This window comes from Iocasia fonsfrigidae, from assembly GCF_017751145.1.
Taxonomy (GTDB): Bacteria; Bacillota; Halanaerobiia; order Halanaerobiales; family DTU029; genus Iocasia; species Iocasia fonsfrigidae.
Window position 1 is genome coordinate 2,143,540 of the sequence record NZ_CP046640.1, and the last position, 26,234, is coordinate 2,169,773.

Consider the following 26,234-nt stretch of genomic DNA (forward strand, 5'->3'; position numbering starts at 1 on the left):
GCTTAATTACTCCTTTTTTTCAGCAGCCAGTGCCAGTTTATAGATCCCTGATTGACGCAAATTATCCATCACAGCAATAATATCTTTGTATAATACCTGTTCATCTGCATTTATAATAGCAATAGTATTATTATTATTTTGGTAATATGTGGCGGCAATCTCTCTTATTCTATTAATGGAGATTTTTTTATTTTCATAATATAAATCACCATTTTCACTTATATCAATTATTAAATTATCACTATCCTGTTCAGAAACAGTAACAGCTTTAGGTAATTGAAGGTCTATACCTGTAGGAGTTGTTCTAAAGGTTGTAAAAAGCATAAAAAAGACCAGCAAAAAAAAGATTACATCAATCATTGGTATAATATTAATCGATGATTTCTTTTTAAGAGTAGTCTTGAACATCAATTTCACCTCGATTACCAATTACATCCATAATATCTACCATACTTAGATTCATTTCATGGGCTTTTGTTGCTACTGTATTTGTAAAATAAGAATAAAATATTGCTGATGGTATAGCAATTATAAGTCCGATAGCAGTACTAATTAAAGCAGCCGCAATACCTCCACTAATTTGAGCAGGATTAGCAGCACCAGCTGCAGTTCCAAGTATATTAAAACTATTGATTATTCCCAGTACTGTACCCAGCAGTCCTAATAAAGGAGAGATCATTGACACTACATCAAGAATAGGTAAATGTTTTTCCATTTTTTTGATCTCATCTTCCCCCACAGCCTGTAAAACCTCTCTAATCCGTGCAGGGTCTTCACTATGATGAGATAAAGCTGTGGCAAGAAGCTTTGCATTAGGTCCTTTTTCTCCTTTTAACTCATTAAGGGCTGTTAAAATATCGTTCTGCTCAACTAGTAGTTCTATTTTTTTTATTAAACGAAAACTACTATCACGATAACGCATGAAAAATATTAATTTCTGTAAAATTACAGCAAAACTAAAAATAGAGGCAATCATTAATGGTATTGTCATCGGCCCACCTAATGCCAGAAAACTATATATTTTACCTAAATTCAATTCCACCACTCCTTTTATACTTGTCCTATAATTATAAATTCTACATCTAAGAGAGTTTTCCTGCCTATCTATTTAAAATTTAAAAAAGCCTTTAATCTTTAAGACTAAAGGCCTGAATAATATCTAGTAAAATTATATATTATTTTATCTATGCGTTATTATTAACTGTCATGTATTTTGCATCATGTAAAATTTCATCTATTTCCTGATTACTTATTTCAACCCCTCTATCTTTAATCAATTTTTTTATATTTTTATCATATACAGTAGTATATTCCATAAAGGTTTCTTCTAACTTTTTCATATAATCAAGCCCCAAGTTTTCACACTCCCATCTATTTTTACTTATATTATTTCTATAATAAAAAATTTTATTCATTTATAAAAACAATAATTTACAAACAAATACTGCTGCAAAAAAACCAGCAATATCGGCTAATAAACCTACAGTTACAGCATATCTATATTTTTTTATACCAATAGCCCCAAAATACACAGCAATTATATAAAAAGTAGTTTCAGTACTTCCTTGTATAGTAGAAGCAAGTTTACCTATAAAAGAATCTGGACCAGAGTTTTTTAGTAAATAACTTGTGTATGAAAGTGAAGCATTACCAGAAAGAGGTCTTAAAAACAATAATGGCAGAACATCATCAGGTATTCCTAATTTTTTTGTGACTGGATTTATCAAATTAATTAATAGATTCATAGCACCTGAAACTCGAAAAATATTAATTACAATCATCATAGCCAGTAAATAGGGAAAGATCTTTAAAACTGTTTTAACCCCACCCTTTGCACCTTCAACAAAAACATCATATACCTTTACACCTTTTAAAAAACCATATAATGGTATAATAAGGATTAAAATTGCTATACTCCAGTTAGAGATCCCTTTTATTATCTCAAACAATCAACTCACTCCCTGGTAAAAACTCTGAAAAATCTGTCAAAAAATAAGGCGGTAACCGTTGAAATGCTTGTTGCAAAAATACTACTCACTATTATTATTGTTGGATTATTTGAATTACAGGCAACCCTTAAACTGATTATTGTTGCCGGAATGATTGTTATACTGGAAGTATTCAGGGCAAGTAACGTACACATAGCAAAACTGGCTCTTTCTTTTTTTGGATTAATATCCTGTAATTCCTGCATTGCTTTAATACCTAAAGGAGTAGCAGAGTTTCCCAGACCCAGCATATTGGCTACCATATTTAAAACTATAGCCCCCCTTGCTGGATGACCATCAGGTATTCCGGGAAAAATTAAATTAATTAATGGTTTAATTAATCTCCCCAACAGCTGAGTAAAACCAGATTTCTGGGCAATATTCATGATTCCCAACCAAAGCGCTATGGGTCCTAATAAATCTATTGTTAGTCTTACACTATCTTCAGCACCCTGAAAAATTGCCTCTGAGACCTTATCTATCTGCCCAGTAATCCCCCCTACTATAAATCCAGTAATAATCAATCCCAGCCACAAATAATTAATCATAAACCTACCCCCAGTAAATCACTTATAAAATAGGACCAATTCCCCCAGAATATTTATTAATATCTCTCCTGGAATAAGCATTTTTATAAAGCATCTCCTTTAGCTTATTTAACTTAGCAATATTTTCTAAACCAACCGTAATACTTTTAATCCCATCATAATCTGTACTTAAGTATAATATAATTAATACCCTATAAGCTTTCTAATATAATCTATATGCTTAATTACATCTATTATTTCTGCTTTAGCAGAATTATTTAAAAAAGCTGAGTATCCCTGACTGCCTCTACCCCCTCAACACCATAATAGCTCCATAAATCCAGACATAAAATAACCCCCCCAAAATACAAAAATCCTGCTTGCCCGGCGGACAAACAGGTCAATTACAAATATATTATCGCGGTTCTACAATTAATTTGATAGCTGTTCTTTCTTCACCATCAATCTCTATATCTGTGAATGCAGGAATACAAATCAGGTCAATTCCACTGGGAGCAACAAACCCTCTTGCAATTGCTACTGCTTTTATACCCTGGTTCAAAGCCCCAGCCCCAATAGCTTGTAGTTCAGCACTACCTCTTTCTCTTAATACACCAGCTAATGCGCCAGCTACTTTATTAGGGCTCGATTTTGCTGATACTTTTAATACTTCCATGATAGTAAAAAACCTCCTTGTATTGTTAAATTTAACTATTCTTATATATTATATTAGTCACTTATAAAAAAATTCCTGCAAGTTTAGTAAAATAATTCTAAAAATTATTTCAAAGAGGTTTGATGTATTCGTAAAACACTTTCTGCTTTTCCTGTAGTGTCATTTATATCAACTAGAAGGCCTTCCAGCTGATAAAGACCCCTGGCCACTTTAAAACGTTGAGGTATCTGATATCTAAACCTTTCAATTACACTAGTTTTAGACATACCCAATATCGAATCAACAGCACCTGTCATACCAAGATCAGTAATATAAGCTGTCTGCTGTTCTATAATCTTTTCATCAGCAGTTTGTATATGGGTATGTGTACCAACAACACAGCTGACATCAGCAGTTACATAATGGGCAAATGCTAACTTTTCACCAGTAGCTTCAGCATGAAAATCAATTACTATTAGATCGGATTCCTTTTTTATATTAGCTATTTCCTGTTCATATTTATCAAAGGGAGAATTATTATCCATAAAGACCTGGCCTATAAAATTCACAACAGCAAGTTTTTTATTATTTATTGCAAAAATCCGCCAGCCTGAACCAGGACTACCCAGGTTATAGTTTAACGGCCGAACAATTGCATACTCATCAATAATATTTAAAATATCTTTATTATCCCAGGTATGATTACCCATAGTTAAACAATTAATCCCATAACTATAGAGTTCTTGAGCCACTAATTTAGTTAATCCAAAGCCACCAGCTGCATTTTCACCATTAGCAATTACAAAATCAAAACCATGCTTTTTCTGAAGGTCAGGCAATATTTCTTTAACTGCTTTCCGACCAATACGTCCAACTATATCACCTATAAAGAAAATTCTCATTTTTATCCACCTTATATTTTTAGCTTTATTCTAAAAAGGGCCCCTGTAAAAGGAGCCCGGATATTCATATATTATTTTGCATAATCAACAGACCTGGTCTCTCTAATAACAACAACCTTAATCTGTCCAGGATAGTCAAGACTTTCTTCAATTCTCTTCGATAAATCTCTAGCAACTTTCGAAGACTTGGAATCATCAATCTTATCAGACTCAACAATTACCCTGATTTCACGGCCAGCCTGTATAGCATAAGCCTTTTCAACACCATTATATGTGTTGGCAATATTTTCTAATTCTTCAAGACGCTTGATATATGATTCCAGCGTTTCCCTTCTGGCCCCAGGTCTTGCAGCTGAAATTGCATCTGCAGCTGAAACCAAGACAGCTTCTATTGATTCAAATTCAATATCTCCATGATGAGCACCAATAGTATGAATTACTTTATCAGATTCTCCATATTTGCGAGCAAGGTCCATACCAATTTTGATATGCGGCCCTTCAACCTCATGATCAATCGATTTTCCTATATCATGCAGTAATCCACCTCGTTTAGCAAGAGTAATATCAGCACCTAATTCAGCTGCCATAATTCCTGCCAGATATGAAACTTCCAGTGAATGCTGTAACACATTTTGTCCATAACTGGTCCTAAATTTTAGCCTTCCCAGTAATTTAACCAATTCTGAATGAAGACCGTGTACTCCCGCATCAAAAGTAGCCTGTTCACCAACTTCTCTAATATGTGTGTCCAATTCTTTCCTGGCCTTTTCTACCATTTCCTCTATGCGAGCTGGATGAATTCTTCCATCAACTATTAATTTCTCCAGAGCAATCCTGGCAATTTCTCTTCTCATGGGATCAAAACCGGAGATAACAACTGCCTCAGGTGTATCATCAATAATTAAGTCAATACCAGTTATACTTTCAAGTGTCCTGATATTACGCCCTTCACGCCCAATAATTCTACCCTTCATCTCATCATTTGGTAGAGAAACAACAGAGATGGTTGTTTCAGCAACATGATCAGCAGCACAGCGTTGGATTGCCAGTGAGATAATCTCTCTTGCCTTCTTATCAGCTTCTTCCTTAACCCTTGCCTCCTTTTCCTTGATCATTTTAGCAAACTCATGCTCTAACTCTTCCTCAACCTTTTTAAAAAGGAATTCTTTGGCCTCATTTTGCGTAAAATTAGCAATCTCTTCAAGGGTTTTTAGCTGCTTTTCTTTCAAATTTACAATCTCTTTTTCCTGATTATTTAAATAATTTTCTTTATCACGTATACTCTGTTCTTTTCTTTCAAGTGTTTCCGTTCTGCGGTCTAAAGAATCTTCTTTATGAAGGAGTCTATTTTCTAACTTCTGCAATTCACTCCTTCTTTTTTGATTCTCTTTATCTGTTTCTTCTTTAATTTTATGGGCTGATTCCTTAGCTTCAAGGATTAATTCCCTTTTTTTTGATTCTGCTTCGCGTTCTGCCGTCTCACGAATTTTCCTAGCTTCCTGTTCAGCAGACTGTATTTTTGCTTCCGCAATATATTTTCTAATAAAATACCCGATAATAATACTGGCGGGTACAGCAACTACTACATACAATACACCTCCATTAATCGTATTCACCTCCCATCAAACAATATTTAATTAATTTATATACAAAGTCAAACAAAATCGGGAAAACGCCTGTTATTATTTTATCTCTTTTATCCCTGACTGTCAAGAAACTTAAACAAAAGATAAGCGGTATAAAGCCGAAGATAATATTTTATTGATTTTCTTCTATTTTTGAGACAACTATATTAACTAAATCAAAACTAAATCCTTTATTACGTAAATACCTTTTTAATCTTAAAAAATACTCTGCTTCATGATATTTATCTATCGAATGGGATTTTATCCATTTATTCGCTAATTTTTCAGCCATTTCCTTTTCATTGCCATCTGTTAAAAGTTTGTTTAAGACACTAGCAATAACCGCTGGTTTAACACCCTTATTCTTTAATTCTTTTTTTAAGTAATACCGCCCTCGCGGCTTATTAGCAATTCTATCCCGTATCCACATCTCAGCAAATCTTTTATCATTTAGATAGTCTAAATCCTTCAACCTTGCTATAACCTGATTAATAATAGCCCTTTTATGTCCTTTTCTTAATAGACGTTTTTTAAGTTCATTTTCACTCCTTTCCCGATAAGAAAGGAGATTAAAGGCATCATCCTTAGCAGATTGAAGGCAGTCATCAAGATTCTTCCTCACTGGCAGCAACCTCTTCTTCATCTAATAAACCTAATGAGCCCCTGATTTTTTCATCTACCTCTTTTAAGATATCTCCATTATCCTCCAGAAATTTCTTGGAGTTTTCCCGTCCCTGACCAAGTCGTTCATCACCATAAGAATACCAGGAACCAGCCCGATCAATAATACCGGTCTCAACCCCCATATCAAGTATACAACCAGAAGCAGAAATGCCGGTCCCATACATAATATCAAACATAGCCTGTCTAAATGGTGGGGCTACCTTGTTTTTGACAACCTTTACTTTAGTTTGAGCACCAATAGACTCATCACCATCTTTAATTGCCTGAGCCCGCCTTATCTCCATTCTTACAGAAGAATAAAACTTTAAAGCCCTTCCACCTGGAGTTGTCTCCGGGTTCCCAAACATAACCCCAACCTTTTCCCTGATTTGATTGATAAAAATACAAATAGTCTTGGATTTACTTATTGCCCCCGAAAGCTTACGCATGGCCTGTGACATTAATCTTGCCTGTAAACCAACATGACTGTCTCCCATCTCTCCATCTATTTCTGCCTTTGGAACCAGAGCAGCTACCGAATCAATTACAATAACATCTATAGCATTACTCCTCACTAAGGCTTCAGCAATTTCCAGGGCCTCTTCCCCATTATTCGGCTGTGATATCAAGAGATTATCAATATTAACCCCCAGGTTTTCCGAATACTTTGGATCAAGGGCATGTTCTGCATCTATAAAAGCAGCTATCCCACCCTTTTTCTGGGCTTCAGCTATAATATGTAAGGCTAGTGTCGTTTTCCCAGAGGATTCTGGCCCATATATCTCAATAATCCTACCCCTAGGAACCCCTCCTACACCAAGGGCTATATCAAGCGGAAGAGCCCCTGTGGGTATAACCTCTACATTCATTGCTTTAGCCTCTCCCAATTTCATAATTGAACCTTGACCAAACTGTTTTTCAATTCTTTTAATCGCCATATCAAGCGCTTTTTCTTTTTCGTTAACCACATTATTCACCTCACAGATAATTTCCTTCTATAGAACATTTGTTTATAATTCTATTATAGAACATTTGTTTAGAAAAAACAAGTATATTTTCTTATTATACTATCATACTATAAAGAAACTGAATATATGTCCTGATAAACAGGGCCATCTGATTTTAATTCACTCTTTATCAGTGATATTTTTTCCAGGACCATTTCCCCAACAAAAAATTCTTTATTCATTAATTCCTTAATATCACGCGACAATCTTTTCATATCAGTATTTCTTCTACTTCTAGCTAGTGTTATATGAGGGGTATATGACCTATCTTCCCTTTTAAATCCTATTTTAACTAATTCATCTTCTAACTTATAGTGTATTATTTTAAGATAATCTTCCCCTTTGTCTACCCCTAAATAAAATATTTTAGGATTGTCTGGATATGGAAAAGCACCACTCCCTTTAAAAAGGAGTGGAGCAATTGCTGTTCCCTGAGCTACTATATCTATAGCTTTTTTTATATCAAAAATTTTATCCCCTTTAACCTCACCCAAAAACCTGAGGGTTATATGATAATGATCCTTTTTAACCCATTTTAATCCTGCATTAATTTCCTTTTTTAGAATATCAAGCTGTCTACAGAGATTATCCCGCAGTAAGGCAGGCAATTTAATAGCAATAAAAAGTCTCATCATACTATTCCTTTAACATTTCAGCCAGCATTCTTTTTGCCTGGACATGACTACTATCTAGATGGATTGCCCTTCTAAGTTCATTAATAGCAGCCTCTTTCATATCTAAATTTTTATAAGCCAGTGCCAGACTGAAATGAGCAGGTGCATGTTCAGGATTATGCTCCAGGGCTTTTATATACTGTGCCATAGCTTTATAAGGACTATCATCTTCCAGGTAAATATCCCCCAGCGCAAGATATGCCCTTACATAGCTTCCATTATACTTGATAGCATCATTATAATATGCTATAGCACTCTCTATTTCACCTTCCTTTTTATATATCTCAGCCAGGTAATAATATGCCTGATAAATATTTCTATTTTGTTCTACAATAAGCTCAAATTCATCCCTGGCTTTATCAATATCACCATTACTATATAAAGCAACAGCCAGCTTAGTCCTGATTGCTACAAAACTAGGACTGATCTCTACACCTTTAGACAATATATCTATAGCAGATTGATAATCTTCTAGCCCTAAATAAATATCCCCCATATTAAGATAAATTGATACATCATCTCTTTTGTCTTCCAGGGCTTTTTCATATGCTGTCAAGGCCTCTTTAAGTTGACCAGAATCCCTATATAATGAAGCAAGGTTTATATAATCATCTGTTTTACCACTTTTAGCTAAAGAAGCCTCATATTCATTAATAGCCTCTTCAATATTTCCTAATCCCTGGTGAGTTACAGCCAGATCTTTATGAAAACCAGCAGTATCTATTCCTAACTCCCTTGCTTTAATTAATTCCCTTTTAGCTTCATTATAGAAGGGACTATCAAAATAACCATCTTTATTCAAGTAAACCTGTCCTAATTCCCAGTGTAAGAGACCAAATTTGTAGCCTATTTCTTCAAGTGAATTCATATTATTCTTGGCTGCACCCACATTATTTAACTTCAAATAAGCAAGTGTTTGATAATATAAGGCATCGGCTTGATTATGACTATCTTCTGCCAGGTAATCATTAAAATTAATTATTGCATCTTCATATGAACCATTATAGTATTTACTTATCCCTTCCAGTAATAAACCATGGTCAGCAGATACTAGACCGGTTTGTACTATCATTACAAAGGCTAATAAAAACAAAACCATATATATTCGTTTTTCTTTAAACATATCATCCATCCTCCTTAAAGATTAATTAAGAATATTAAAGACACTTATTTATTATATTCATGTTTATCTTTAAAACTCCTGCCCATTTACCAGATATCTATAAAGGTAATATAAGGCATATTGCGTACTCATCCATTTGTTCCAGGCCCGATCATTACGCAGCTTGAGTTTGAATGTCTGGCTATAATCATCAATGGCTAATCCTAGATATACAAGTCCTACAGGTTTTCCCTGACTACCACCCCCAGGACCGGCTATTCCGGTAATCGCTATCCCTATATCAGTACTCATATTATCCTTAATGCCCTCTGCCATTTCCTGAGCAGTCTCTGCACTCACAGCACCATATTTTTTAAGGGTATTTTCCTCAACCCCCAAAAGCTCATGTTTCACCTGGTTACTATAGACTATTACTCCTCCCTGGAAATATTCTGAACTTCCAGCTATATTTGTTATTCTATCCCCCAAAAGACCTCCTGTACAGGATTCAGCAGTTGCAATGCTTAATCCTTTTTCTTTTAATAATTCCGCAACTACAACTGCTAACCCCTTATCATCACTGCCATAGACATATTCGCCAACTCTTTCTCTAATCCCTTTTTCAACAGCAGCAATTAATTCCCCTGCTTTTTCTTTAGAACTGGCCTTGGAAGTTATCCTAATCTTTACCTCCCCTTTGCCTGCCAGTAATGCGATAGTAGGGTTTGTCTGTTTATCAAGTATATCCTTAATTTCCATCTCTAAAGAAGATTCACCTATTCCAAAAAAATTTAAAACCCTTGATTGAATCAACCCAGCACTTAATTCCTTTAAATAAGGTAAAACCTTTCTTTCAAGCATGTCTTTCATTTCTCCTGGAACACCTGGCATTGATATTATTATTATGTCATCTCTTTCCAACAATATACCAGGGGCAGTACCCTTTTCATTAGGAATTTCAGTAGCACCTTCAGGAAGGCAGGCCTGTTTTTCATTATTTACAGTCATAGAATAGTTTTTTTCTCTAAAGTAGTTCTTGATTGCAGTTAATAGTCTTTCATCTTTCTTTAACTCCAAACCCATACTGGCAGCAATTGCTTCCCTTGTAAGGTCATCATCAGTTGGTCCCAGTCCACCAGTTGTAATAATAATATCAGCCCTCTGTTGAGCCCTTTTGATAGTTGCAGTTATTCTTGCCAGATTATCACCAACAGTTGATACATAGTGTATATCAAAACCATTTTCAGTTAATTTTTCAGCAATATAGGCTGAATTAGTGTCTATAATATCCCCCAGTAATAACTCTGTACCAATAGAAATTATCTCTACAATCACAAATATCCTCTCCAATCCCTTCTTGAAAAAATAGCAGTATCAATAATTATTAGATATGTAAATCATAGTATAATACCTATATTTATTATAACATAAAATATTAAAAGCAGACAGGGGACATTTTACCCGAGAGTAATAGAATAAAATTTCTTTACCAGATAAAATGTCCATCTATCCCACTTAAGCAGACTTACTAATCTCCAATAATTTTCTAAGCTCATCACCAGAAAATCTTTCATTATTAATAAGCTGGTCTGCAATATCTTTAACAATTTCTTTGTTATCTTTAATTAATCCCCGAACAAAATTCTCAATTTCAGTAAAGATTTTGGTCATCTCCTGATGTAGTAATTCTTTGGGTATAGCATTTTCATCTACTACACCAAGTTCAGTCATACCAGAGGTAACCATTATTTTTACTAATTTTACAGCCTTTTCAAAATCATTTTTAGCTCCAGTACTTCTACTATCCAGAAGTATTTCTTCTGCCGCTGCCCCTGCAATACAAACACTGATTTGCTTTTCTATATAATCTTTGGTCTGTAAATAAAAATCATCTTCCTGATTATGTCTTACATAACCAAGGGCCCGTCCTCTTGATGTTATAGTAATAGTAGACACTGAACCAGGATTTAAAATTTCCCCAATCAGGGCATGACCGGTTTCATGAATAGCCACCCTTTTTAATTCTTCTTTAGCCGGGCGTCTATCAAGCTTTTCCCCCATAATCACTTTATCGATAGCTTCCATAAAATGTCTTTGTTTTATTTTTTCTGAACCTTCCCTTAAAGCAAAAATAGCTGCCTCATTAGCCAGATTTTCTAGATGTGCACCAGAAAACCTGAAAGTGTCCTGGGCTATTTTTTCTAAATCAACCCCATCATCTAGTGGTTTATTGGCTGTATGGAGTTCAAGAATACTTAAGCGCCCTTTTTTTGCAGGAAGATCAACCTGGACTATTCTATCAAAACGACCTGGCCTTAATAGGGCCTGATCAAGAATATCGATCCTATTTGTAGCAGCCATTACCAGGAGTTGAACATCATCATCGACAGATAACCCATCCATCTCTACCAGTAATTGATTTAGGGTTTGATCATATTCTAAATGACTGGTAACCTGTCCACGCTTACTACCAAGGATATCAATTTCATCAATAAAAATAATAGCACTATCCTTACCAGTTTTTTTAGCAGATTGTTTGGCATCTTTAAATAGGTTTCTAACCCTTTTAGCACCTAAACCAGCATACATTTCTATAAACTCACTACCTGAAGTTGCTTTAAAAACAGAGTCAGTATATCTAGCGGCAGCCTTGGCTAGCATTGTTTTACCAGTACCAGGAGGTCCGCTCAATAATATTCCTTTAATTGCCCTTATTCCCATATATTTTATTCCATTGATATCTTTAATAAAATCAAGTGCTTCCATTAATTCCTTTTTGGCAGAATCCTGTCCACCAATATCGTTAAACCTTACTAAAGGAATTTTCTTATCAGTAGAACCCTTATTAGCAGTTGATGAACCGGTAATACCTCCATTAGTCAGCATCTGCCACATAAAAAAAGTTAAGAAGGATAGAAAAATAAGTGGTAGGATATTAAACCCCTGTAAAGCCAGTATAATTAATGTGGAAATAACTATTCCAATTCCAATCTCTTTAACCATTTGAGCCACCCCCTTCTGTGTGAACTGTTATTGTCTTATTATAAGGAATCTTCTTATATAGAGATGTTTTATCTCCATTTAATTGAAAATAGACTGCCTCATTATCTATCCAGAGCTTATAATCTGTAAATTCACTTTCCTCAACAACCTCTGCTACATTCTCTTCCATAGTAACAAATTTACTGGTTTTTATACCCTCATAGATTGCATAGTGTAATCGATAATATACATTATCAAGGTCACTATTAGACTCATTTTTTATTATTATACTGCCTTTATCATTTATCTTACTATCAGCAAAAATGCCTTCTATCTCTTTATAGACATGATAGAAATCAATAGCCGGGTCAAGACTCAAAATCATATCCATCTTACCATCTTTATTTACCATTTCTACCTCTTTAACACCATCAACCCCTGCTATCTCTTCTTTGATAGGTTTATCAATATTATATACTTTATAAAAGTGTTGTCCTACAAAAAATGAAATTAATACTAATAAGATAACAATAGCTACAATATTTATTTTGACACCCTTAAATTCCATTATAATCCTCCTCTCTATTTAACTAAGGTACATATTTTATTATAACATCATATAACTTATGTTTCTATGATATAATGTTTGTAATCTTTTCCATCAAAATAAAGACCTGAATTAAGGCAGTTAATAAATCAGGTCTAAAATAATTATTATCTTTATTCAACCCTTTTCTTCATGAAAAAAATCAATATTAGTTTTAGTAAAATAGTCAATACCAGAAATAATTGTAATAATCACAGCAATCCATAATAAAATATTTCCTATATCAAGAGGCAATCTTATTAAATCCGAGTCTATTATTACAGCTATAACAGCTGCAATCTGTAACCCCGTTTTCCACTTGCCCCATTTACTGGCAGCTATCACCTTACCTTCACTTGCTGATATTACCCGCAATCCAGTTACTGCCAGTTCCCGGCCAATAATTATAATAGCAGGCCAGGCAGAAATCTCACCTAAAGCAACAAAAGAGATTAGAGCAGCACTTATTAATAGCTTATCAGCCAGAGGGTCAAGTATCTTTCCAAACTTGGTTATCTTCTGCTGTTTTCTTGCTAGATAACCATCCAGTCCATCTGTAATAGCGGCTACGATAAAAACAAACAAGGCAATTATTTCGAAAAAAACCGGATGGCTTTCCCTCAATAACAAGAATAACATAAAAATCGGCACTAATATTACCCTGCCTAAAGTCAATTTATTTGGTAAGTTCATTTAATTATCTCTCCTATTAAATCATATTCGTAGGCATCACTGACTTTACAATAGAGCAGATCACCTTTCCTATAACTTTTTACAGCTAGATAGACCTGATTATCAATCTCAGGCGCATCATATCTGCTCCGTCCAATTGCATATTCATCTGTAATTTCATCGATTAATACCTCTATATTTTTCCCCACTAGTCTCTGATTATTATTATAAGATATCTCCCGTTGAATTTCCATTATCTTTTGATACCTTTCTTCTTTAATATCCTCAGGAATCTGTCCGCTATATGATGAAGCCGGGGTATCCTCTTCAGCAGAATACTTAAAAACACCTAATCTATCAAACCTTATCTGCTGGATAAAATCTATTAAATCCCTGAAGTCTTCATCTGTTTCACCTGGAAAACCTACTATTAATGAAGTTCTGAGGGCAATACCTGGTATTTCCCTTCTAATTTTTTTTATCCTAGTAAGGAGTTGAGACCTTCTACCTGTTCTATTCATTCTTTTTCTTATTTTATTTGAAGAATGTTGTACAGGAAGATCAAGGTAATTGCAAATCTTATCACTATTAGCCATTATACTAATAAGTCTGTTGTTAATCCTTTCGGGATAACTATACATTATTCTCAACCATTTAAGATTTTTAATCTCATTTAATTTTTCTAACAAGTCAGCTAGGGCAGGTTTTCCATATATGTCCAGCCCGTAACAGGTAGTATCCTGAGCAACTAATATAATCTCTTTAACACCCTTTTCTACAAACCCTGCTACTTCTTCGTAAATATCTTCCATTTGACGGCTGTATAAAGGACCCCTTATTCTAGGTATACTACAGTAACTACAATTATTATTACAACCTTCTGCTATTTTAACATAAGCATAATGTAGTTCTGATAAGACCCTCGCCTGTGAAGATTTATATGAAAATGCTGGAGAAGCCACTCTATTAACCCTATTTCCACTTAGGGTAAGTTTTAGAATATTTGTTATTTCATCAAATTTACTCGTTCCTATAATTGCATCAACTTCAGGTAGTTCATTTAGTATTTCATCTCTATATCTCTGAGTAAGACAGCCAGTTACAATAATAGACTTACACTGCCCCTGTTTTTTTAACTGACCAGCCTGAATTATTGTATCAATTGATTCTTCCCTGGCATCCTGAATAAATCCACAAGTATTAATTATTATTATATCAGCATTAGCTGGATTATCTATTATACAAATATCATCATCTTTCGATAAAACCCCCAACATAAGTTCACTATCCACCTGATTTTTGGAGCAACCAAGACTGATTAATGATGTTGTAATCATAAGAATTCCTTTCTAATCAAATTCTAATAAAAGTGACTGCTATACAAAAAAGCCCATAAAAAGGGCTTCTACTTGAAATTTAATCTATAATTATTAATTCAAATTCTAGAATGGTCGGGTTGCCGGGATTTGAACCCGGGACCTCACGCCCCCCAGACGTGCGCGCTACCTAGCTGCGCCACAACCCGAAACAAGATTAATTATATATAATTATAAATTCTTTGTCAAGAAAAGAATCCTACAGATTATAATTTATTTAATAAATTCCTTTAATTTCAGGTTTTCTATTGTTTTATCCTGATTATCTGTAACCACAAATACCTCCTGGATTGAAGAACTAGTTTTTCCCAGTAATTTAATACCACTTGCAGTCTTATACTTCAATTGTAGATAAGCCTGTATTCCACTTCCTTTACGTCTGTTTATTCGCCCTGGAATAATACTCTTTACCGTCTTCATCATAGCAATCTCCTCTAGAAAAGGAAAAATATCACTCAAAATTGTATGTTCCTGTTTAATCTTATTGGACCGATATCTATTTTCTGACACACTTAACCACTTCCTCATTAGAAAAAATTATATCACTATGTCTATAATTATGCAAGATTATATCATACCTATTTAATATGTATTAATAAGGTACTATAATAATTAGTAATTTTATATTTTTTAAACAAAAAAAACGTAAGGCCTTATGTTTCAATGGAGCTAACAACAAGACTTAAACCAATAAGCCACCGATTACAAGTTAGCTTTTCTACCAATAATATAGGCTAAAAAAAAGACCCACAAACTATGCCTGTAGGCTTTAAGTCTTTAAAGAACTTTACTTGCTTTTTCAGAACAGCTCCTTTAGGTCAGCTATATCCAGGCTGTTTGGGCTGCATTATTAAGGGCTAAGTTAGCTATATTGTTGATTCTTTTACTATTATCTTTTATTTCCCTTATGTCTCCTTCTATTCTCTCTATATTACCCTCCATTTTCTTTATATGGCCTTCCACATGACTTAATCTGCTATCAAGGCTTTCAAGTTTAGACTCGTGCACTTTACTATTTCCTGCATTTAGTTTTCGTAAACAGACATCTTTTCATATTCAAGAATTAAGCATAGCAAATAGTCTATAGGCATCTTTGAAGCCCTGCCAGTATCTAGTTCTTTCGGAAATTACTAGATTACTGCCTACGTAAAAATCCAAGTCTAACAAAAGTTTTCGTTTCTCCTCAGGTAAGTCCTGACTTATTTGCTGATATATTTTTGAATAATTATCATTATTATTTTTATATTCTTCTACAATCTCTTCAATTGGATCATCTTCAAAACGATAAAAAACATAGTTTGATAAGACCTCTTTAAACTCTTCTTTACTCTTATCTTGTAATCTAAAGAAAAAATCTAAATCCTCATTATTCACAATTACACCTCCTCAGTTTTATATTTTTATTTTTTTATTCAATTAAGCATATCTTTATTTGTTATTAGTATAACTATATAGTTATTTTACTAATTTATTAGTTTATTTTATAACTTCATTATAATATCTTTTTATTATAATGTCAATACTTATATGTAATTTTCTTAACTAAATCGTTTGCTTATTTACTATTAGCTTAGTATAATTATTGTAAAGGAGGTTATTTATGAGCATCAAAAATGAAATAAAAGCAAAAATAATAGAAACGGACTGGACTATTAAAGATGTTGCTGCTGAATTAGGAAAAAGATATAATATAAATTATTCCCCTGAAAATTTAAGCAATAAATTACGACGACAGACAATACAATATCAAGAAGTAAAAGAAATCGCAGATATAATTGGCTATGAACTAAAATGGGTTAAGAAATAATTCCAGGATAATTCCTCTACTAAATAATAAGACCCTGGTTCCTAAGATACCAGGGTGTAATATTATCTTTTAGATTTATCTTATAAATATTTTTGATTAATCATATACCTTAGCTAAAACAAAAGTTTATATTTTCGCTATCTTTTATTGCCAGGTTAACAGCTTGTTCTTCAATCTCAATATGAAAGAGATATTTCGCCCGAACTCCATAATCCCTTAGATTTATCCATTCATCTACAATATCTTTAAATAAATCATCATATCAAATATACCTCTAATCCAAATATTAAACATTAATCATGCAATATCTTACTAAACATCCTAGTTATTAGGTTTCTATCTTCAACAAATAAACCTTTAAAGTCCTATCTTAGATTTTACTATAAATATCTTTCACATATTTTTCTACTTCTACCAGATCGACTTTTATAGTTTCCCAGACTATTTCTAGGTCAATTCCGTCATACTAATGGATTAAGACATCACGCATCTTGGCCATTTCACTCCAGTTAATATCAGGATACTTACTGATAAAATACTCAGTTAATCTTTTAGTGGCTTCCCCTAATATCTCCAATCGGTGAACAACCAGATCTTGTTTTTCCTGACTGGTTAAAAAATCGTGTTTAGAGATACCATCAGTATAACGATTAATTAGATCAATACAATAAATAATATCATTCAGAGCCTTTTTGTTTCTATCTATCATATTATTATCATGTGTTCTTTTAAAACACGTTCCTTAAACTCAGCATCTCTGGAATAATTCAGGCCATTATATGTCAGTACATCGAACTCTTTATCCAGGGCTTTTTCTAAATCCATTTTTATACCAGCAATCTCAAAGAGACTTTTTTTGGCAGGTTCAATTAGCAAATCGATATCACTATTATCACTGGCATCTCCCCGGGCATAAGAACCAAAGATGCTGGCCTTTGAAACATCTCTATCCCTTAATATTTTCTCAATCTTACTAATCATTTCTTTAGATAATTGCATATAATCAGACCCCCTTATATATGCCAAAGTCCAGATTAGCATTATCAAATTGAAATAGCTCTTTAAGCAGCTTCTGTAATCTTATTTTATTCTCCATTTAATTCTGCCCCCTAAATTACAATATACATATATAAATTTATATATAAAGTTAAAAATTCCTGTTTTTTATAGCAGGAAAGGGAAATAAACTTAAAAATAAAAAAGCTGACCTCCCATAAAAAATGAGAAAACCAGCTACCTGAATTAAATTATTTACTTATATTAAAAGCAATATTCCACGCTATATTAACGAATGGAGCTAACGACCGGACTTGAACCGGTAACCTGCTGATTACAAGTCAGCTGCTCTACCAATTGAGCCACGTTAGCTTATTCAAATGGCAGGGGCGGCAGGACTTGAACCCGCAACCAACGGATTTGGAGTCCGCTACTCTACCAGTTGAGCTACACCCCTGTACAAAGAAAATACTGTGTTGCAACGACAAAAACAATTATATTAAAGTGGAGGTAATAGGTCAAGTACTACATTGCCGGAAAATAGCCGTTAAAAGAAAATAAATGGTTTATACTATTATAAAGTCTTTGACACTGCTAATTACTATGGATGTCAACATTCAAGTCTTATCTCTCTTTTATAACAGTATTTTTTAATACTCCAATACCCTCTATCTCTATTTCAATAAGGTCACCTTCCCTAAGAAAAACAGGCTCTTCTCTAGCAAAACCTACCCCTTCAGGTGTACCAGTCATAATAACTGTTCCTGGAAAAAGTGTCATATTTTTGGAACAGTAACTTATTATTTCTGCCGCTGAAAAAATCATATTTGATGTATTAGAATTCTGCATTACCCTTCCATTTAATCTTGACTGAATCTTACAATTATCAGGATTAAGCTCTGTTTCAAGCCATGGTCCTAAAGGACAAAAGGTATCAAATGACTTACCCCTGGCCCACTGTTTATCTATCCTCAATTGGCAGTCCCTGGCACTTACGTCATTACCACAGGTATAGCCCAATATATAATCAGCAACCTCTTCTTTTTCAATATTTTTAGCTTTTTTCCCGATAATAACGGCCAATTCTGCCTCATAATCCACTTCATTCGGAGCACTTAATGGTAGTTTTATATCCTGTTCAGGTCCAATAACACTATTAGTTGTTTTAACAAAAAGAACAGGGGCATCTGGTAATTTACCAAAATCCTGTGAACCCTCCTCAGCATGTTTTTGATAGTTTAAGCCAACTGCAATAATATTAGGTGGATTAACTGGATTTTCTAGAACAACTTCATCCAGATTAAGAACCTCATCAGATAAATTATAATCATCAAAAACACCCCCATTAATAATTTGTATCTTACCCTCTTTTAAAATTCCATAGCTTTTCCTGTTATCTTTAGTAAATCTTACAATCTTCATCCAGTCACACCCTTTCCTGTTCTATCTTCTATTATAATAATTTTACTAAATTTAAATTATTCCTGCTTTTTTTTGAAAAAACCAATTATTTTATTTGACATATATTATAATATATATTATAATTGATTTTGTCGCTAAGGGCCCATAGCTCAGCTGGTCAGAGCAACCGGCTCATAACCGGTTGGTCCCAGGTTCGAATCCTGGTGGGCCCACCAAATATATGAGGGCAGGATGATAACATCCTGCCCTCTTCTTTATTTAATTAAGTATCTCGCATAATTAATTATACAAAACACTTAATTATAAGAAAAGAAGTCAACAGCAAACAGAGTCACTTACAGCATCTCCTATTATATTTAAATGCTGCAGTAATTATATACCTTTCTGGTATATATTTTCCCATTGCAGAAATAACCCTGTTTAACTATTGACTTCTATAAAATAATATTAACAGTTTACACAATTTTTATTCATATTACATTAAATTTTAAAGAGTCTGTTAGAAAAGTATCAGTATATAACCCCCTATTCATACTTTTTGGACACACACTTAAACTGTTAAAAGTGTATTTTTTTTATCAGGATGATTATCAATAAGTTTATTACCCAAATTCTTAAAACCTTCTTCTATTTCTTTCTCAGAATCTGACTCAGCAAGAATCTCTATTATATCATGCTCAATTGATTTTACTTTATCTGGTTTTATTAATATATCTTCCATATTTCCGATAATAGTTTTAAATAAATTAATCTTATTATACAATAATTTAATGATTTTTTCTTCAATGGTATTAGCAGTTACAAGGTTATAAATCTCAACATCTTTTGTCTGACCCAACCTATGCACTCTACCAATTCGCTGTTCTACCTTCATAGGATTCCAGGGGAGGTCATAATTAATTATAATATTGGAAAATTGCAGGTTTAGTCCCTGACTACCGGCTTCAGTACTTATTAGAACATCCTTGTCCCTCTGAAATATATATTTAACCCATTCCTTCCCACTGGAACTATATCCCCCGTTAAAGAGGATGGTACTATATCCCTTATCCTCCAGAAATCTTGCTATATAGACCTGTGTGGCCCTGTATTCGGTAAAAATTATAACCTGGCCATTTACTTTCCCTACTATATTTAAAACCTCTTTAATTTTAGAATTCATTTTAATTCCTTTAGCCAGTTCATAAATTTCTTTTAAAACAGGTGAGTATTCATTCTTACGAGCCAGTGTCTGCATAATAGCAAATGAACTACTACATATTTCACGCTGATAGGTAAGCAGATTTAAAATACTAAGCCTACCAGCTTTTCTCCGCCTATACTCTGTTTTAACATAATTACTTACTTTATTATATAATTTTCTTTCTTCAGCTGTTAGCTTAACATTAATATGATATATCTTTCTTTCTGGAAACTCAAGTCCTGTATCTGCATGGGAATTTCTAATCATTACTTTATCCAATTTTTCTTTTAAATTTATTGTATTTTTAATAAGATACTTCCCAGCCACATACTTCTTCTTGAATTCTTCTAAATCCCCATAAAGGTCTGGATATAAGATAGATATTAAATTATATAATTCTTCAATATTATTTTGAATTGGTGTGGCAGTTAATAAAAGACAATACTTCTTTTTTAGATTATTAACAAATTTCCAGTTAAGTGTATCACAATTTTTAAGTCTATGTGCCTCATCAACTATTACCAAATCAAAATCTATTTTTTTAAGGATCTGGGCATGGTCATTCCTTTTAGCCTTATCCAGTGAGGCAATTTGATGATCAAAATAATCCCAGGCCCTTCCCTTTCTATTAAAAAAAATATTCTCAATCTCAAATTTATTAACTAATTCATTTGTCCACTGGAACCCTAAGGAAGCAGGGACTAATATTAATGATTTTTTTACCAGACCTTTTTCTATATACTCCTTTAAGATCATACCAGCCTCTATGGTTTTTCCCAGTCCAACTTCATCAGCTAATATGGCTTTACCATTTAATTCATCTATTACCTTTCTGACCGTTTTCTTTTGATGAGGCAGAAGGTCTAAATCAAGGGAATCTATTGAAATATATATCACCTCCCTCTCTTAAGATACCCTTCTTCCCTCATTATTTATGTAGGAAAGTTTTGACTTAGAAATTAATACCTATAATACCACCTATGCTCCCTACTAAAAGGCCAATAAATGACAATAATAATATATGCCAGATTGAAACAGGTATACTTATTATCCCAATAAGTATCATGATCAGCATATATATTAAACCTGATAGTCCCCCATGTAACCAACCATTGTTTTCTACTTTCCTAGCTGCAAAAAAACCTATTAAAATAATTATTAGAAAGTTAGTTATTATTAATATTGTATTTAAGGTGTTTGTCTGCAAACTAAAAAAGAACCTTGAGAAAATAGCCATTATTATACTTAAAAACAACAGGACAATAATCCCCAGTAAGACAACCTTAAAAATGATAATATTATTTATACTTTTATTCTCATTCATCTTTTCAAACATAAAAATCCCCCCCCTGATTAAAATATATTATCAAAAAGGGGATTTAATTCAAAAAATATTATTATCGAGTAATTCAATTGTATTATAATCAGTTAAAATAGGTTTCAAGGGGGTAATTGTTATATAATTACTATTAAGCAAATATATATCTGTATCCTCTTCTTTTTTACAATTAATAGAACCACCAGTTAACCAAAAATAACTATTTCCCATAGGATCAATTCGTTCTTCAAACTTATCTTCATATTGACTTTTTCCCAACTTAGCTACCTTAACACCCTTAATTTCATTTTCTTTAAGAGCAGGAAAATTAATATTTAATAAAACTGCTTGATTTGTTTTATATAATTTTTCACTAACAAGTTCCTCAATAAAACGGGCAGGATAGGCAAAATTACGGGTTGAACTGCTAGCCAGTGAAACAGCAATTGCTTTATAACCTATCATCCAGGCCTCCATAGCCGCTGAAACCGTACCTGAATAAAGCACATCATATCCTAGATTAGAACCATCATTTATACCAGAAATAATAAAATCAGGTCTGAAATCAATTAATTTCTCGACACCAAGCTTAACACAATCAGCAGGAGTACCATTTATTTTATAGGCTTTTAAACCCTCAATCTCTAGTTCAACCTCCTTGACCCGTAATGGATTACTAATCGTAATTGAATGCCCGGCAGCGCTCCTCTCTCTATCAGGAGCAGTAATAATAACATTATGTCCACTCCTAATTAATGCCCTGGCTAACGCCCTGATACCCTCTGCATAAACACCATCATCATTTGTTAATAGTATATTCATATATATCACCTTCTTTATTTAGATTATATCTGTATATTCTTCTTTTTTAATCATATATTATTAATAAAATATCATTAGTGATAAGAAATGGCAAATAAAATTATAATTTTTAAATCATATTAATCTGTACAATAAGTGAGATTCACGAAGATATAATGATTTAATCACTGATAAACTGATTTATTCCCGCTTCATCCCCTTTGACCTTAAAGGATTTTTCCTGTATACTAATCAATGTTGTCGGGCTGTGGCGCAGTTTGGTAGCGCACCTGCTTTGGGAGCAGGGGGCCCTCGGTTCAAATCCGAGCAGCCCGACCATTCTATGCCCTCATCGTCTAGGGGTCCAGGACACCAGGTTTTCATCCTGGCGGCAGGGGTTCGAATCCCCTTGAGGGTGCCAATTAAGATGTAGGAAATAAGAAGTAGGACAGAGTTTCTTAGCTCTGACTCCCGACTTCTTACTTCCAATACGGAGGGGTGCCCGAGTGGCTAAAGGGAGCAGACTGTAAATCTGCCGGCGATGCCTACGAAGGTTCAAATCCTTCCCCCTCCACCACTTTTACACAGTATTTAGCTGTGTTTTTTATTGTCCAATATTATCCAATATTATTTATATATTCAAAATACTTTAAAAAGGCGGAATCATAAACCGCCTTTTTTACATTAAATTAAAATTTTATTTCTTTTTTTACCACTTCACCCTTTCTGCCCCATGGTCCAAGGTCTTGACCATCTACTTCAACCTTTACACCAGCGGCATTTCCAATCGTTAAACTCAACTTATCATTACCTGAATATTCCTTTACCTCACCCTTATCTAATATTCCTGTAAATATTTTTTTATTATCTACAACTATCTCTAACCAGGTTCTATCTATAACAAGTAATTTAATAATTTTTTTTTTGCTGTCTAGATTTTTTGACACTGTTTCATCTTGAACAGGCCTATGATTAAATGAATTAACCGTCTGACTACTGACTTCTTCTACTTCATTATAATCATTATCTACTATAACATATGTTTCAAGTTCATCTTCTGATTCAATTTCTTTTTTATCAGCAGTAATATCTATATTATAATTCTTATCTGCTATATTATTCACCTCATTTTTTGAATCATTCAAAAGAAACACATTATAAACCACAAATCCCACAACCAGTAAAACAAGTAAAACTACTATTAAACTTAAAAAAACTTTATTATGTAGTATGCTGGAATTTTTTTCATTCTTCTCATTTTCAATTATTGTTTCCTCTTCCTCTTTCTCTTGTTCTTTTCTCTCCATTTCTTTTACCTGATTATATTTATTTACCAGTTGTGCTCCATCAAGATTAAGATAATCAGCATATCCTTTAATAAACACTTTAACATAGGCCTCACCTGGTATTAACTCATACTCTTCATTTTCCAGAGCAGCAAGGTATTTGCTTCTAATTTTTGTTTTTTCCTGTAAATCCTTTAATGATAGACCCTGTTTTTCCCTGGCCTCCTTTAATTTAGCACCTATAGACAAATTATACCCTCCTTTCCCTATAATAAGTTTTTTTATTCTTAAGCTAATTTTTCTAAACACAACAATAATCTTCTGCTAACAAACAGAAGTATTATTAAATAAAGTAATAAAATAACTACTCAATCTTTAACTTCTATAAAAGATATAAAAACTCCTTTTTATATCTTTAATCATTGTCTTTAGCAAAAAACTCCTCCAGATCCTCCTGTTCAATAAAGACATCACGAGGCTTACTACCGGCATATGGACCGACAATACCATCTTCCTCCATCTGATCGATTAAACGGGCAGCCCTGGAATGACCAATATGCAGGCGCCGCTGCAGCATAGAAATAGAAGCACGATAATTCACAACCAATTTTACAGCCTCTTCATATAAATCATCATGGTTATCATCTAATGCAATCGCAACATCCTTGATTTCTTCCAGATCAAATTCATAATCTGGATTACCCTGGTTTTTCACAAAATCAACAATAGCATTAATCTCCTCATTGTCAACAAAAGCACCCTGAACCCGCTTCGGTTTTTGTGTGCCAGCCGGGGCAAACAACATATCTCCTTTGCCCAAGAGTTTTTCTGCCCCACCCATATCCAGAATAGTCCTTGAATCAGTCTGGGAAGAAACAGCAAAAGATATCCTACTTGGTATATTAGCCTTTATTAAACCAGTAATAACATCTACAGAAGGCCGTTGAGTTGCTATAACCAAATGGATACCAGCAGCCCTGGCCATTTGAGCAAGCCGACATATATTATCTTCTACCTCATTAGCAGATACCATCATCAGATCTGATAATTCATCAATAATTACTACAATGTAAGGTAATTTCTCAGCCGGTTCTACTTTTTTATTATAAGAACTTATACCTCTTGTCCCACTATCAGAAAATAGTTCATACCTGCTCTCCATCTCATCAACTACCAACTTAAGAACACTAGAAGCCTTTTTAGGATCAGACACAACTGGTGAAAAAAGATGTGGTAAACCCTGGTAAGAACTTAATTCAACCTTTTTAGGATCTATTAACAGCAATTTTACTTCACCAGGTGTAGCTTTATAGAGTATACTGGCTATAATCGTATTAATACAAACACTCTTACCTGAGCCGGTTGCACCAGCTACCAGTAGATGTGGCATCTGTGATAGATCAGCAATAATAGGACTACCATCAATGCCCATACCTAAAGCAAGACTAAGTTTACCCTTTGTCCGGGAAAACTCCCGGGAAGACAATATATCCCGTAGTCTGACAGTAATATTCTCCATATGTGGTACTTCAATACCAACAGCGGCCTTGCCGGGTATAGGGGCCTCTATCCTTACACCGGGTGCAGCCAGGGATAAAGCAATATCATCAGCAAGATTTACAATCTTGCTTACCTTTACCCCTGATGCTGGCTGAACTTCATATCTGGTGATTGTTGGACCATGATTAACCTTTATTACTCTGGCATCAACTCCAAAACTCTCCAGTGTTTCTTCAAGGACTTCAGATTTATTACCCGGTCTTTTTCTCTTGTGTTTTGAATCTTTAAGGAGTTTTATTCCAGGAAGAACATACTTTCTTTTCTCTTTCACACCGCCATTATCAATATTATCCTTCATCTCTTCCTGCTCTAATATCTCATCCTCTAGATCATTCTCCTGATTTATAATTTCCTCACTATCTTCTAGCTCAGTTAAGGCCTCAACAGCCGCCACTTCATCTACCGAAAAATCAAAAATATCTTCCTCATAACTAGATTCACTATCATAATATCCAGCTTCAACAGGACTCTGATCCAATTCTGAGTTTTTATTTCTCTCTTTCTTTATAAACCTTCTAAAATAAGCTGATATTAAATTTTTAAATTTCTGGATGAGTGATAATAAGAGGATATTAAACCATAAAAGAAATCCAATCAGCATAAAAGAAAACAATATAATATAAGTGCCTATTAATCCAAATAACTGTATAGATATCCAGGATATACCTCCCCCAAGCAGACCACCACCATAACCCATCAGGGCATAATCAAGTGGAAAGCGGGGATATAATCGTGTATGAATCAGGGTAAGAAGAGTAATAAAACAAATAATAAATCCAAGTAGTCTGCTGTTTATTTTTAAACCTTTAAAACGAATTAACGTTATTCCCCATAAAATAAAGATTAAGGGAATTATAAAGGCACCCTGACCAAAGAAAAAATTATAGGAATTTGATAATTTTTCTCCAACAATACCAGTAGTACTGGTAAAGAGTGATATTACACTTAATATACCAAAGGCAATCATTAAAATACCCAGAATTTCATTCTTTCTTTTTTCTATTGTCTCCATATCCAGCTCATCCTGAACAAGGGTTTCATCTATTTCTTTTTCCTTTTCCTTTTCGTCTTTGTCCACCTGATACACCTCCATAATAATATT

Annotated in this window: 29 protein-coding genes and 7 tRNA genes; 5 read left to right on the plus strand and 31 right to left on the minus strand. The window is 33.7% G+C overall.

The features are described 5' to 3' along the window. Window positions 1-6: 6 nt before the first annotated feature. The 21 genes from GM661_RS10225 to GM661_RS10325 form a co-directional block, all read right to left on the minus strand. Window positions 7-408, minus strand: a complete 402-nt coding sequence (locus tag GM661_RS10225) for an ExbD/TolR family protein (RefSeq protein ID WP_230866774.1) — start codon at window positions 406-408, stop codon at window positions 7-9. After that, window positions 389-1,042, minus strand: coding sequence for a MotA/TolQ/ExbB proton channel family protein (locus GM661_RS10230; protein ID WP_230866775.1), 654 nt, complete (start codon window positions 1,040-1,042; stop codon window positions 389-391). The genes GM661_RS10225 and GM661_RS10230 overlap by 20 nt, the downstream gene beginning before the upstream one ends. A 142-nt stretch (window positions 1,043-1,184) precedes the next feature. Further along, window positions 1,185-1,340 carry a hypothetical protein gene (locus tag GM661_RS10235; RefSeq protein ID WP_230866776.1) on the minus strand — a complete coding sequence of 52 codons (156 nt, stop codon included), beginning with the start codon at window positions 1,338-1,340 and terminating at the stop codon, window positions 1,185-1,187. Window positions 1,341-1,415: 75 nt separating this feature from the next. Further along, window positions 1,416-1,949 (minus strand): spore maturation protein, encoded by a 534-nt coding sequence (locus GM661_RS10240; protein WP_125990546.1) that lies wholly within the window; start codon window positions 1,947-1,949, stop codon window positions 1,416-1,418. 5 nt (window positions 1,950-1,954) lie between these two features. Beyond that, window positions 1,955-2,536 carry a nucleoside recognition domain-containing protein gene (locus GM661_RS10245; RefSeq protein WP_230866777.1) on the minus strand — a complete coding sequence of 194 codons (582 nt, stop codon included), beginning with the start codon at window positions 2,534-2,536 and terminating at the stop codon, window positions 1,955-1,957. Window positions 2,537-2,930: 394 nt separating this feature from the next. Then, window positions 2,931-3,191 carry a stage V sporulation protein S gene (locus GM661_RS10250; protein WP_125990548.1) on the minus strand — a complete coding sequence of 87 codons (261 nt, stop codon included), beginning with the start codon at window positions 3,189-3,191 and terminating at the stop codon, window positions 2,931-2,933. A gap of 104 nt (window positions 3,192-3,295) precedes the next feature. Further along, complete coding sequence (locus GM661_RS10255) at window positions 3,296-4,072, minus strand: TIGR00282 family metallophosphoesterase (RefSeq protein ID WP_230866778.1); 777 nt, start codon at window positions 4,070-4,072, stop codon at window positions 3,296-3,298. A 71-nt stretch (window positions 4,073-4,143) separates the two neighbouring features. Next, window positions 4,144-5,688: a ribonuclease Y gene (rny, locus tag GM661_RS10260; protein ID WP_125990550.1), complete on the minus strand. Its 1,545-nt coding sequence runs from the start codon at window positions 5,686-5,688 to the stop codon at window positions 4,144-4,146. A gap of 142 nt (window positions 5,689-5,830) precedes the next feature. Then, window positions 5,831-6,319, minus strand: a complete 489-nt coding sequence (locus GM661_RS10265) for a regulatory protein RecX (protein ID WP_230866779.1) — start codon at window positions 6,317-6,319, stop codon at window positions 5,831-5,833. After that, on the minus strand, window positions 6,303-7,298 hold the full coding sequence (recA, locus tag GM661_RS10270; RefSeq protein WP_230869781.1) for a recombinase RecA: 996 nt from the start codon (window positions 7,296-7,298) through the stop codon (window positions 6,303-6,305). The genes GM661_RS10265 and recA overlap by 17 nt, the downstream gene beginning before the upstream one ends. 137 nt (window positions 7,299-7,435) lie before the next feature. Continuing rightward, window positions 7,436-7,999 carry an RNA 2',3'-cyclic phosphodiesterase gene (gene thpR / locus GM661_RS10275; protein ID WP_230866780.1) on the minus strand — a complete coding sequence of 188 codons (564 nt, stop codon included), beginning with the start codon at window positions 7,997-7,999 and terminating at the stop codon, window positions 7,436-7,438. Between the two features lie 4 nt (window positions 8,000-8,003). Next, the gene (locus GM661_RS10280; protein ID WP_230866781.1) at window positions 8,004-9,164 is read right to left on the minus strand and encodes a tetratricopeptide repeat protein; all 1,161 of its coding nucleotides are present in this window, start codon (window positions 9,162-9,164) and stop codon (window positions 8,004-8,006) included. A gap of 69 nt (window positions 9,165-9,233) precedes the next feature. Next, window positions 9,234-10,478, minus strand: coding sequence for a competence/damage-inducible protein A (locus tag GM661_RS10285; RefSeq protein ID WP_230866782.1), 1,245 nt, complete (start codon window positions 10,476-10,478; stop codon window positions 9,234-9,236). 180 nt (window positions 10,479-10,658) lie between these two features. After that, window positions 10,659-12,146, minus strand: coding sequence for an AAA family ATPase (locus GM661_RS10290; protein WP_230866783.1), 1,488 nt, complete (start codon window positions 12,144-12,146; stop codon window positions 10,659-10,661). Then, window positions 12,139-12,693 (minus strand): hypothetical protein, encoded by a 555-nt coding sequence (locus tag GM661_RS10295; RefSeq protein ID WP_230866784.1) that lies wholly within the window; start codon window positions 12,691-12,693, stop codon window positions 12,139-12,141. The genes GM661_RS10290 and GM661_RS10295 overlap by 8 nt, the downstream gene beginning before the upstream one ends. A 156-nt stretch (window positions 12,694-12,849) precedes the next feature. After that, entirely contained in the window at window positions 12,850-13,404 is a 555-nt protein-coding gene (pgsA, locus tag GM661_RS10300) for a CDP-diacylglycerol--glycerol-3-phosphate 3-phosphatidyltransferase (RefSeq protein ID WP_125990558.1), read from the minus strand. Beyond that, window positions 13,401-14,720, minus strand: coding sequence for a 30S ribosomal protein S12 methylthiotransferase RimO (gene rimO / locus GM661_RS10305; RefSeq protein ID WP_230866785.1), 1,320 nt, complete (start codon window positions 14,718-14,720; stop codon window positions 13,401-13,403). The genes pgsA and rimO overlap by 4 nt, the downstream gene beginning before the upstream one ends. A gap of 111 nt (window positions 14,721-14,831) precedes the next feature. Continuing rightward, a tRNA-Pro gene (locus tag GM661_RS10310) sits at window positions 14,832-14,908 on the minus strand. Window positions 14,909-14,972: 64 nt separating this feature from the next. Beyond that, window positions 14,973-15,269: a DUF2103 domain-containing protein gene (locus tag GM661_RS10315; protein WP_230866786.1), complete on the minus strand. Its 297-nt coding sequence runs from the start codon at window positions 15,267-15,269 to the stop codon at window positions 14,973-14,975. 312 nt (window positions 15,270-15,581) lie between these two features. Next, window positions 15,582-15,767 (minus strand): hypothetical protein, encoded by a 186-nt coding sequence (locus tag GM661_RS10320; RefSeq protein ID WP_230866787.1) that lies wholly within the window; start codon window positions 15,765-15,767, stop codon window positions 15,582-15,584. 48 nt (window positions 15,768-15,815) lie between these two features. After that, window positions 15,816-16,133 (minus strand): hypothetical protein, encoded by a 318-nt coding sequence (locus tag GM661_RS10325; protein WP_230866788.1) that lies wholly within the window; start codon window positions 16,131-16,133, stop codon window positions 15,816-15,818. A gap of 226 nt (window positions 16,134-16,359) precedes the next feature. On the opposite strand from GM661_RS10325, the gene GM661_RS10330 reads away from it, so the two are divergent. Next, a complete protein-coding gene (locus GM661_RS10330; RefSeq protein WP_230866789.1) occupies window positions 16,360-16,566 on the plus strand; it encodes an LLM class flavin-dependent oxidoreductase in 207 nt (68 codons plus the stop codon). A 466-nt stretch (window positions 16,567-17,032) separates the two neighbouring features. On the opposite strand, the gene GM661_RS10335 is transcribed toward GM661_RS10330, so the two are convergent. The 5 genes from GM661_RS10335 to GM661_RS10355 all read right to left on the minus strand — a co-directional run bounded on the left by GM661_RS10335 (window position 17,033) and on the right by GM661_RS10355 (window position 18,984). Then, window positions 17,033-17,275 (minus strand): HepT-like ribonuclease domain-containing protein, encoded by a 243-nt coding sequence (locus tag GM661_RS10335; protein WP_230866790.1) that lies wholly within the window; start codon window positions 17,273-17,275, stop codon window positions 17,033-17,035. Further along, window positions 17,272-17,565: a nucleotidyltransferase family protein gene (locus GM661_RS10340; RefSeq protein ID WP_230866791.1), complete on the minus strand. Its 294-nt coding sequence runs from the start codon at window positions 17,563-17,565 to the stop codon at window positions 17,272-17,274. The genes GM661_RS10335 and GM661_RS10340 overlap by 4 nt, the downstream gene beginning before the upstream one ends. Window positions 17,566-17,858: 293 nt before the next feature. Beyond that, window positions 17,859-17,934 (minus strand) — tRNA-Thr (locus GM661_RS10345). A gap of 9 nt (window positions 17,935-17,943) precedes the next feature. Further along, window positions 17,944-18,019, minus strand: a tRNA-Trp gene (locus GM661_RS10350). A 167-nt stretch (window positions 18,020-18,186) separates the two neighbouring features. Continuing rightward, window positions 18,187-18,984 (minus strand): fumarylacetoacetate hydrolase family protein, encoded by a 798-nt coding sequence (locus tag GM661_RS10355; RefSeq protein WP_230866792.1) that lies wholly within the window; start codon window positions 18,982-18,984, stop codon window positions 18,187-18,189. A gap of 138 nt (window positions 18,985-19,122) precedes the next feature. Here GM661_RS10355 and GM661_RS10360 point away from each other — a divergent pair. Then, window positions 19,123-19,199, plus strand: a tRNA-Ile gene (locus GM661_RS10360). A 335-nt stretch (window positions 19,200-19,534) separates the two neighbouring features. On the opposite strand, the gene GM661_RS10365 is transcribed toward GM661_RS10360, so the two are convergent. Genes GM661_RS10365 through surE form a run of 3 tightly spaced genes read right to left on the minus strand, consistent with a single transcriptional unit; the run spans window position 19,535 to window position 22,307 of the window. Further along, window positions 19,535-21,064, minus strand: a complete 1,530-nt coding sequence (locus GM661_RS10365; protein WP_230866793.1) for a DEAD/DEAH box helicase — start codon at window positions 21,062-21,064, stop codon at window positions 19,535-19,537. Between the two features lie 55 nt (window positions 21,065-21,119). Then, window positions 21,120-21,503 carry a TIGR04086 family membrane protein gene (locus GM661_RS10370; protein WP_230866794.1) on the minus strand — a complete coding sequence of 128 codons (384 nt, stop codon included), beginning with the start codon at window positions 21,501-21,503 and terminating at the stop codon, window positions 21,120-21,122. Window positions 21,504-21,551: 48 nt separating this feature from the next. Next, entirely contained in the window at window positions 21,552-22,307 is a 756-nt protein-coding gene (gene surE, locus GM661_RS10375) for a 5'/3'-nucleotidase SurE (protein ID WP_230866795.1), read from the minus strand. Between the two features lie 241 nt (window positions 22,308-22,548). On the opposite strand from surE, the gene GM661_RS10380 reads away from it, so the two are divergent. The 3 genes from GM661_RS10380 to GM661_RS10390 all read left to right on the plus strand — a co-directional run bounded on the left by GM661_RS10380 (window position 22,549) and on the right by GM661_RS10390 (window position 22,863). Further along, window positions 22,549-22,625, plus strand: a tRNA-Pro gene (locus tag GM661_RS10380). A 6-nt stretch (window positions 22,626-22,631) separates the two neighbouring features. Beyond that, a tRNA-Glu gene (locus tag GM661_RS10385) sits at window positions 22,632-22,707 on the plus strand. 71 nt (window positions 22,708-22,778) lie between these two features. Further along, window positions 22,779-22,863 (plus strand) — tRNA-Tyr (locus tag GM661_RS10390). A 112-nt stretch (window positions 22,864-22,975) separates the two neighbouring features. On the opposite strand, the gene GM661_RS10395 is transcribed toward GM661_RS10390, so the two are convergent. Together GM661_RS10395 and GM661_RS10400 are read right to left on the minus strand one after the other, a co-directional pair. Beyond that, complete coding sequence (locus GM661_RS10395) at window positions 22,976-23,821, minus strand: helix-turn-helix domain-containing protein (protein ID WP_230866796.1); 846 nt, start codon at window positions 23,819-23,821, stop codon at window positions 22,976-22,978. Between the two features lie 166 nt (window positions 23,822-23,987). Then, window positions 23,988-26,210 carry an FtsK/SpoIIIE family DNA translocase gene (locus GM661_RS10400; RefSeq protein ID WP_330165204.1) on the minus strand — a complete coding sequence of 741 codons (2,223 nt, stop codon included), beginning with the start codon at window positions 26,208-26,210 and terminating at the stop codon, window positions 23,988-23,990. Between the last annotated feature and the right edge of the window lie 24 nt (window positions 26,211-26,234).

Coding starts and splice junctions, on each gene's coding strand:
- GM661_RS10225 (WP_230866774.1), bottom strand. CDS start 408: ATGTTCAAGACTACTCTTAAAAAGAAATCATCGATTAATATTATACCA.
- thpR (WP_230866780.1), bottom strand. CDS start 7,999: ATGAGACTTTTTATTGCTATTAAATTGCCTGCCTTACTGCGGGATAAT.
- GM661_RS10290 (WP_230866783.1), bottom strand. CDS start 12,146: ATGGTTAAAGAGATTGGAATTGGAATAGTTATTTCCACATTAATTATA.
- GM661_RS10295 (WP_230866784.1), bottom strand. CDS start 12,693: ATGGAATTTAAGGGTGTCAAAATAAATATTGTAGCTATTGTTATCTTA.
- pgsA (WP_125990558.1), bottom strand. CDS start 13,404: ATGAACTTACCAAATAAATTGACTTTAGGCAGGGTAATATTAGTGCCG.
- GM661_RS10330 (WP_230866789.1), top strand. CDS start 16,360: ATGAGCATCAAAAATGAAATAAAAGCAAAAATAATAGAAACGGACTGG.
- GM661_RS10340 (WP_230866791.1), bottom strand. CDS start 17,565: ATGCAATTATCTAAAGAAATGATTAGTAAGATTGAGAAAATATTAAGG.
- recA (WP_230869781.1), bottom strand. CDS start 7,298: ATGGCGATTAAAAGAATTGAAAAACAGTTTGGTCAAGGTTCAATTATG.
- surE (WP_230866795.1), bottom strand. CDS start 22,307: ATGAATATACTATTAACAAATGATGATGGTGTTTATGCAGAGGGTATC.
- GM661_RS10280 (WP_230866781.1), bottom strand. CDS start 9,164: ATGTTTAAAGAAAAACGAATATATATGGTTTTGTTTTTATTAGCCTTT.
- GM661_RS10235 (WP_230866776.1), bottom strand. CDS start 1,340: ATGAAAAAGTTAGAAGAAACCTTTATGGAATATACTACTGTATATGAT.
- GM661_RS10370 (WP_230866794.1), bottom strand. CDS start 21,503: ATGTTTGAAAAGATGAATGAGAATAAAAGTATAAATAATATTATCATT.
- GM661_RS10250 (WP_125990548.1), bottom strand. CDS start 3,191: ATGGAAGTATTAAAAGTATCAGCAAAATCGAGCCCTAATAAAGTAGCT.
- GM661_RS10355 (WP_230866792.1), bottom strand. CDS start 18,984: ATGAAGATTGTAAGATTTACTAAAGATAACAGGAAAAGCTATGGAATT.
- GM661_RS10255 (WP_230866778.1), bottom strand. CDS start 4,072: ATGAGAATTTTCTTTATAGGTGATATAGTTGGACGTATTGGTCGGAAA.
- rimO (WP_230866785.1), bottom strand. CDS start 14,720: ATGATTACAACATCATTAATCAGTCTTGGTTGCTCCAAAAATCAGGTG.
- GM661_RS10245 (WP_230866777.1), bottom strand. CDS start 2,536: ATGATTAATTATTTGTGGCTGGGATTGATTATTACTGGATTTATAGTA.
- GM661_RS10335 (WP_230866790.1), bottom strand. CDS start 17,275: ATGATAGATAGAAACAAAAAGGCTCTGAATGATATTATTTATTGTATT.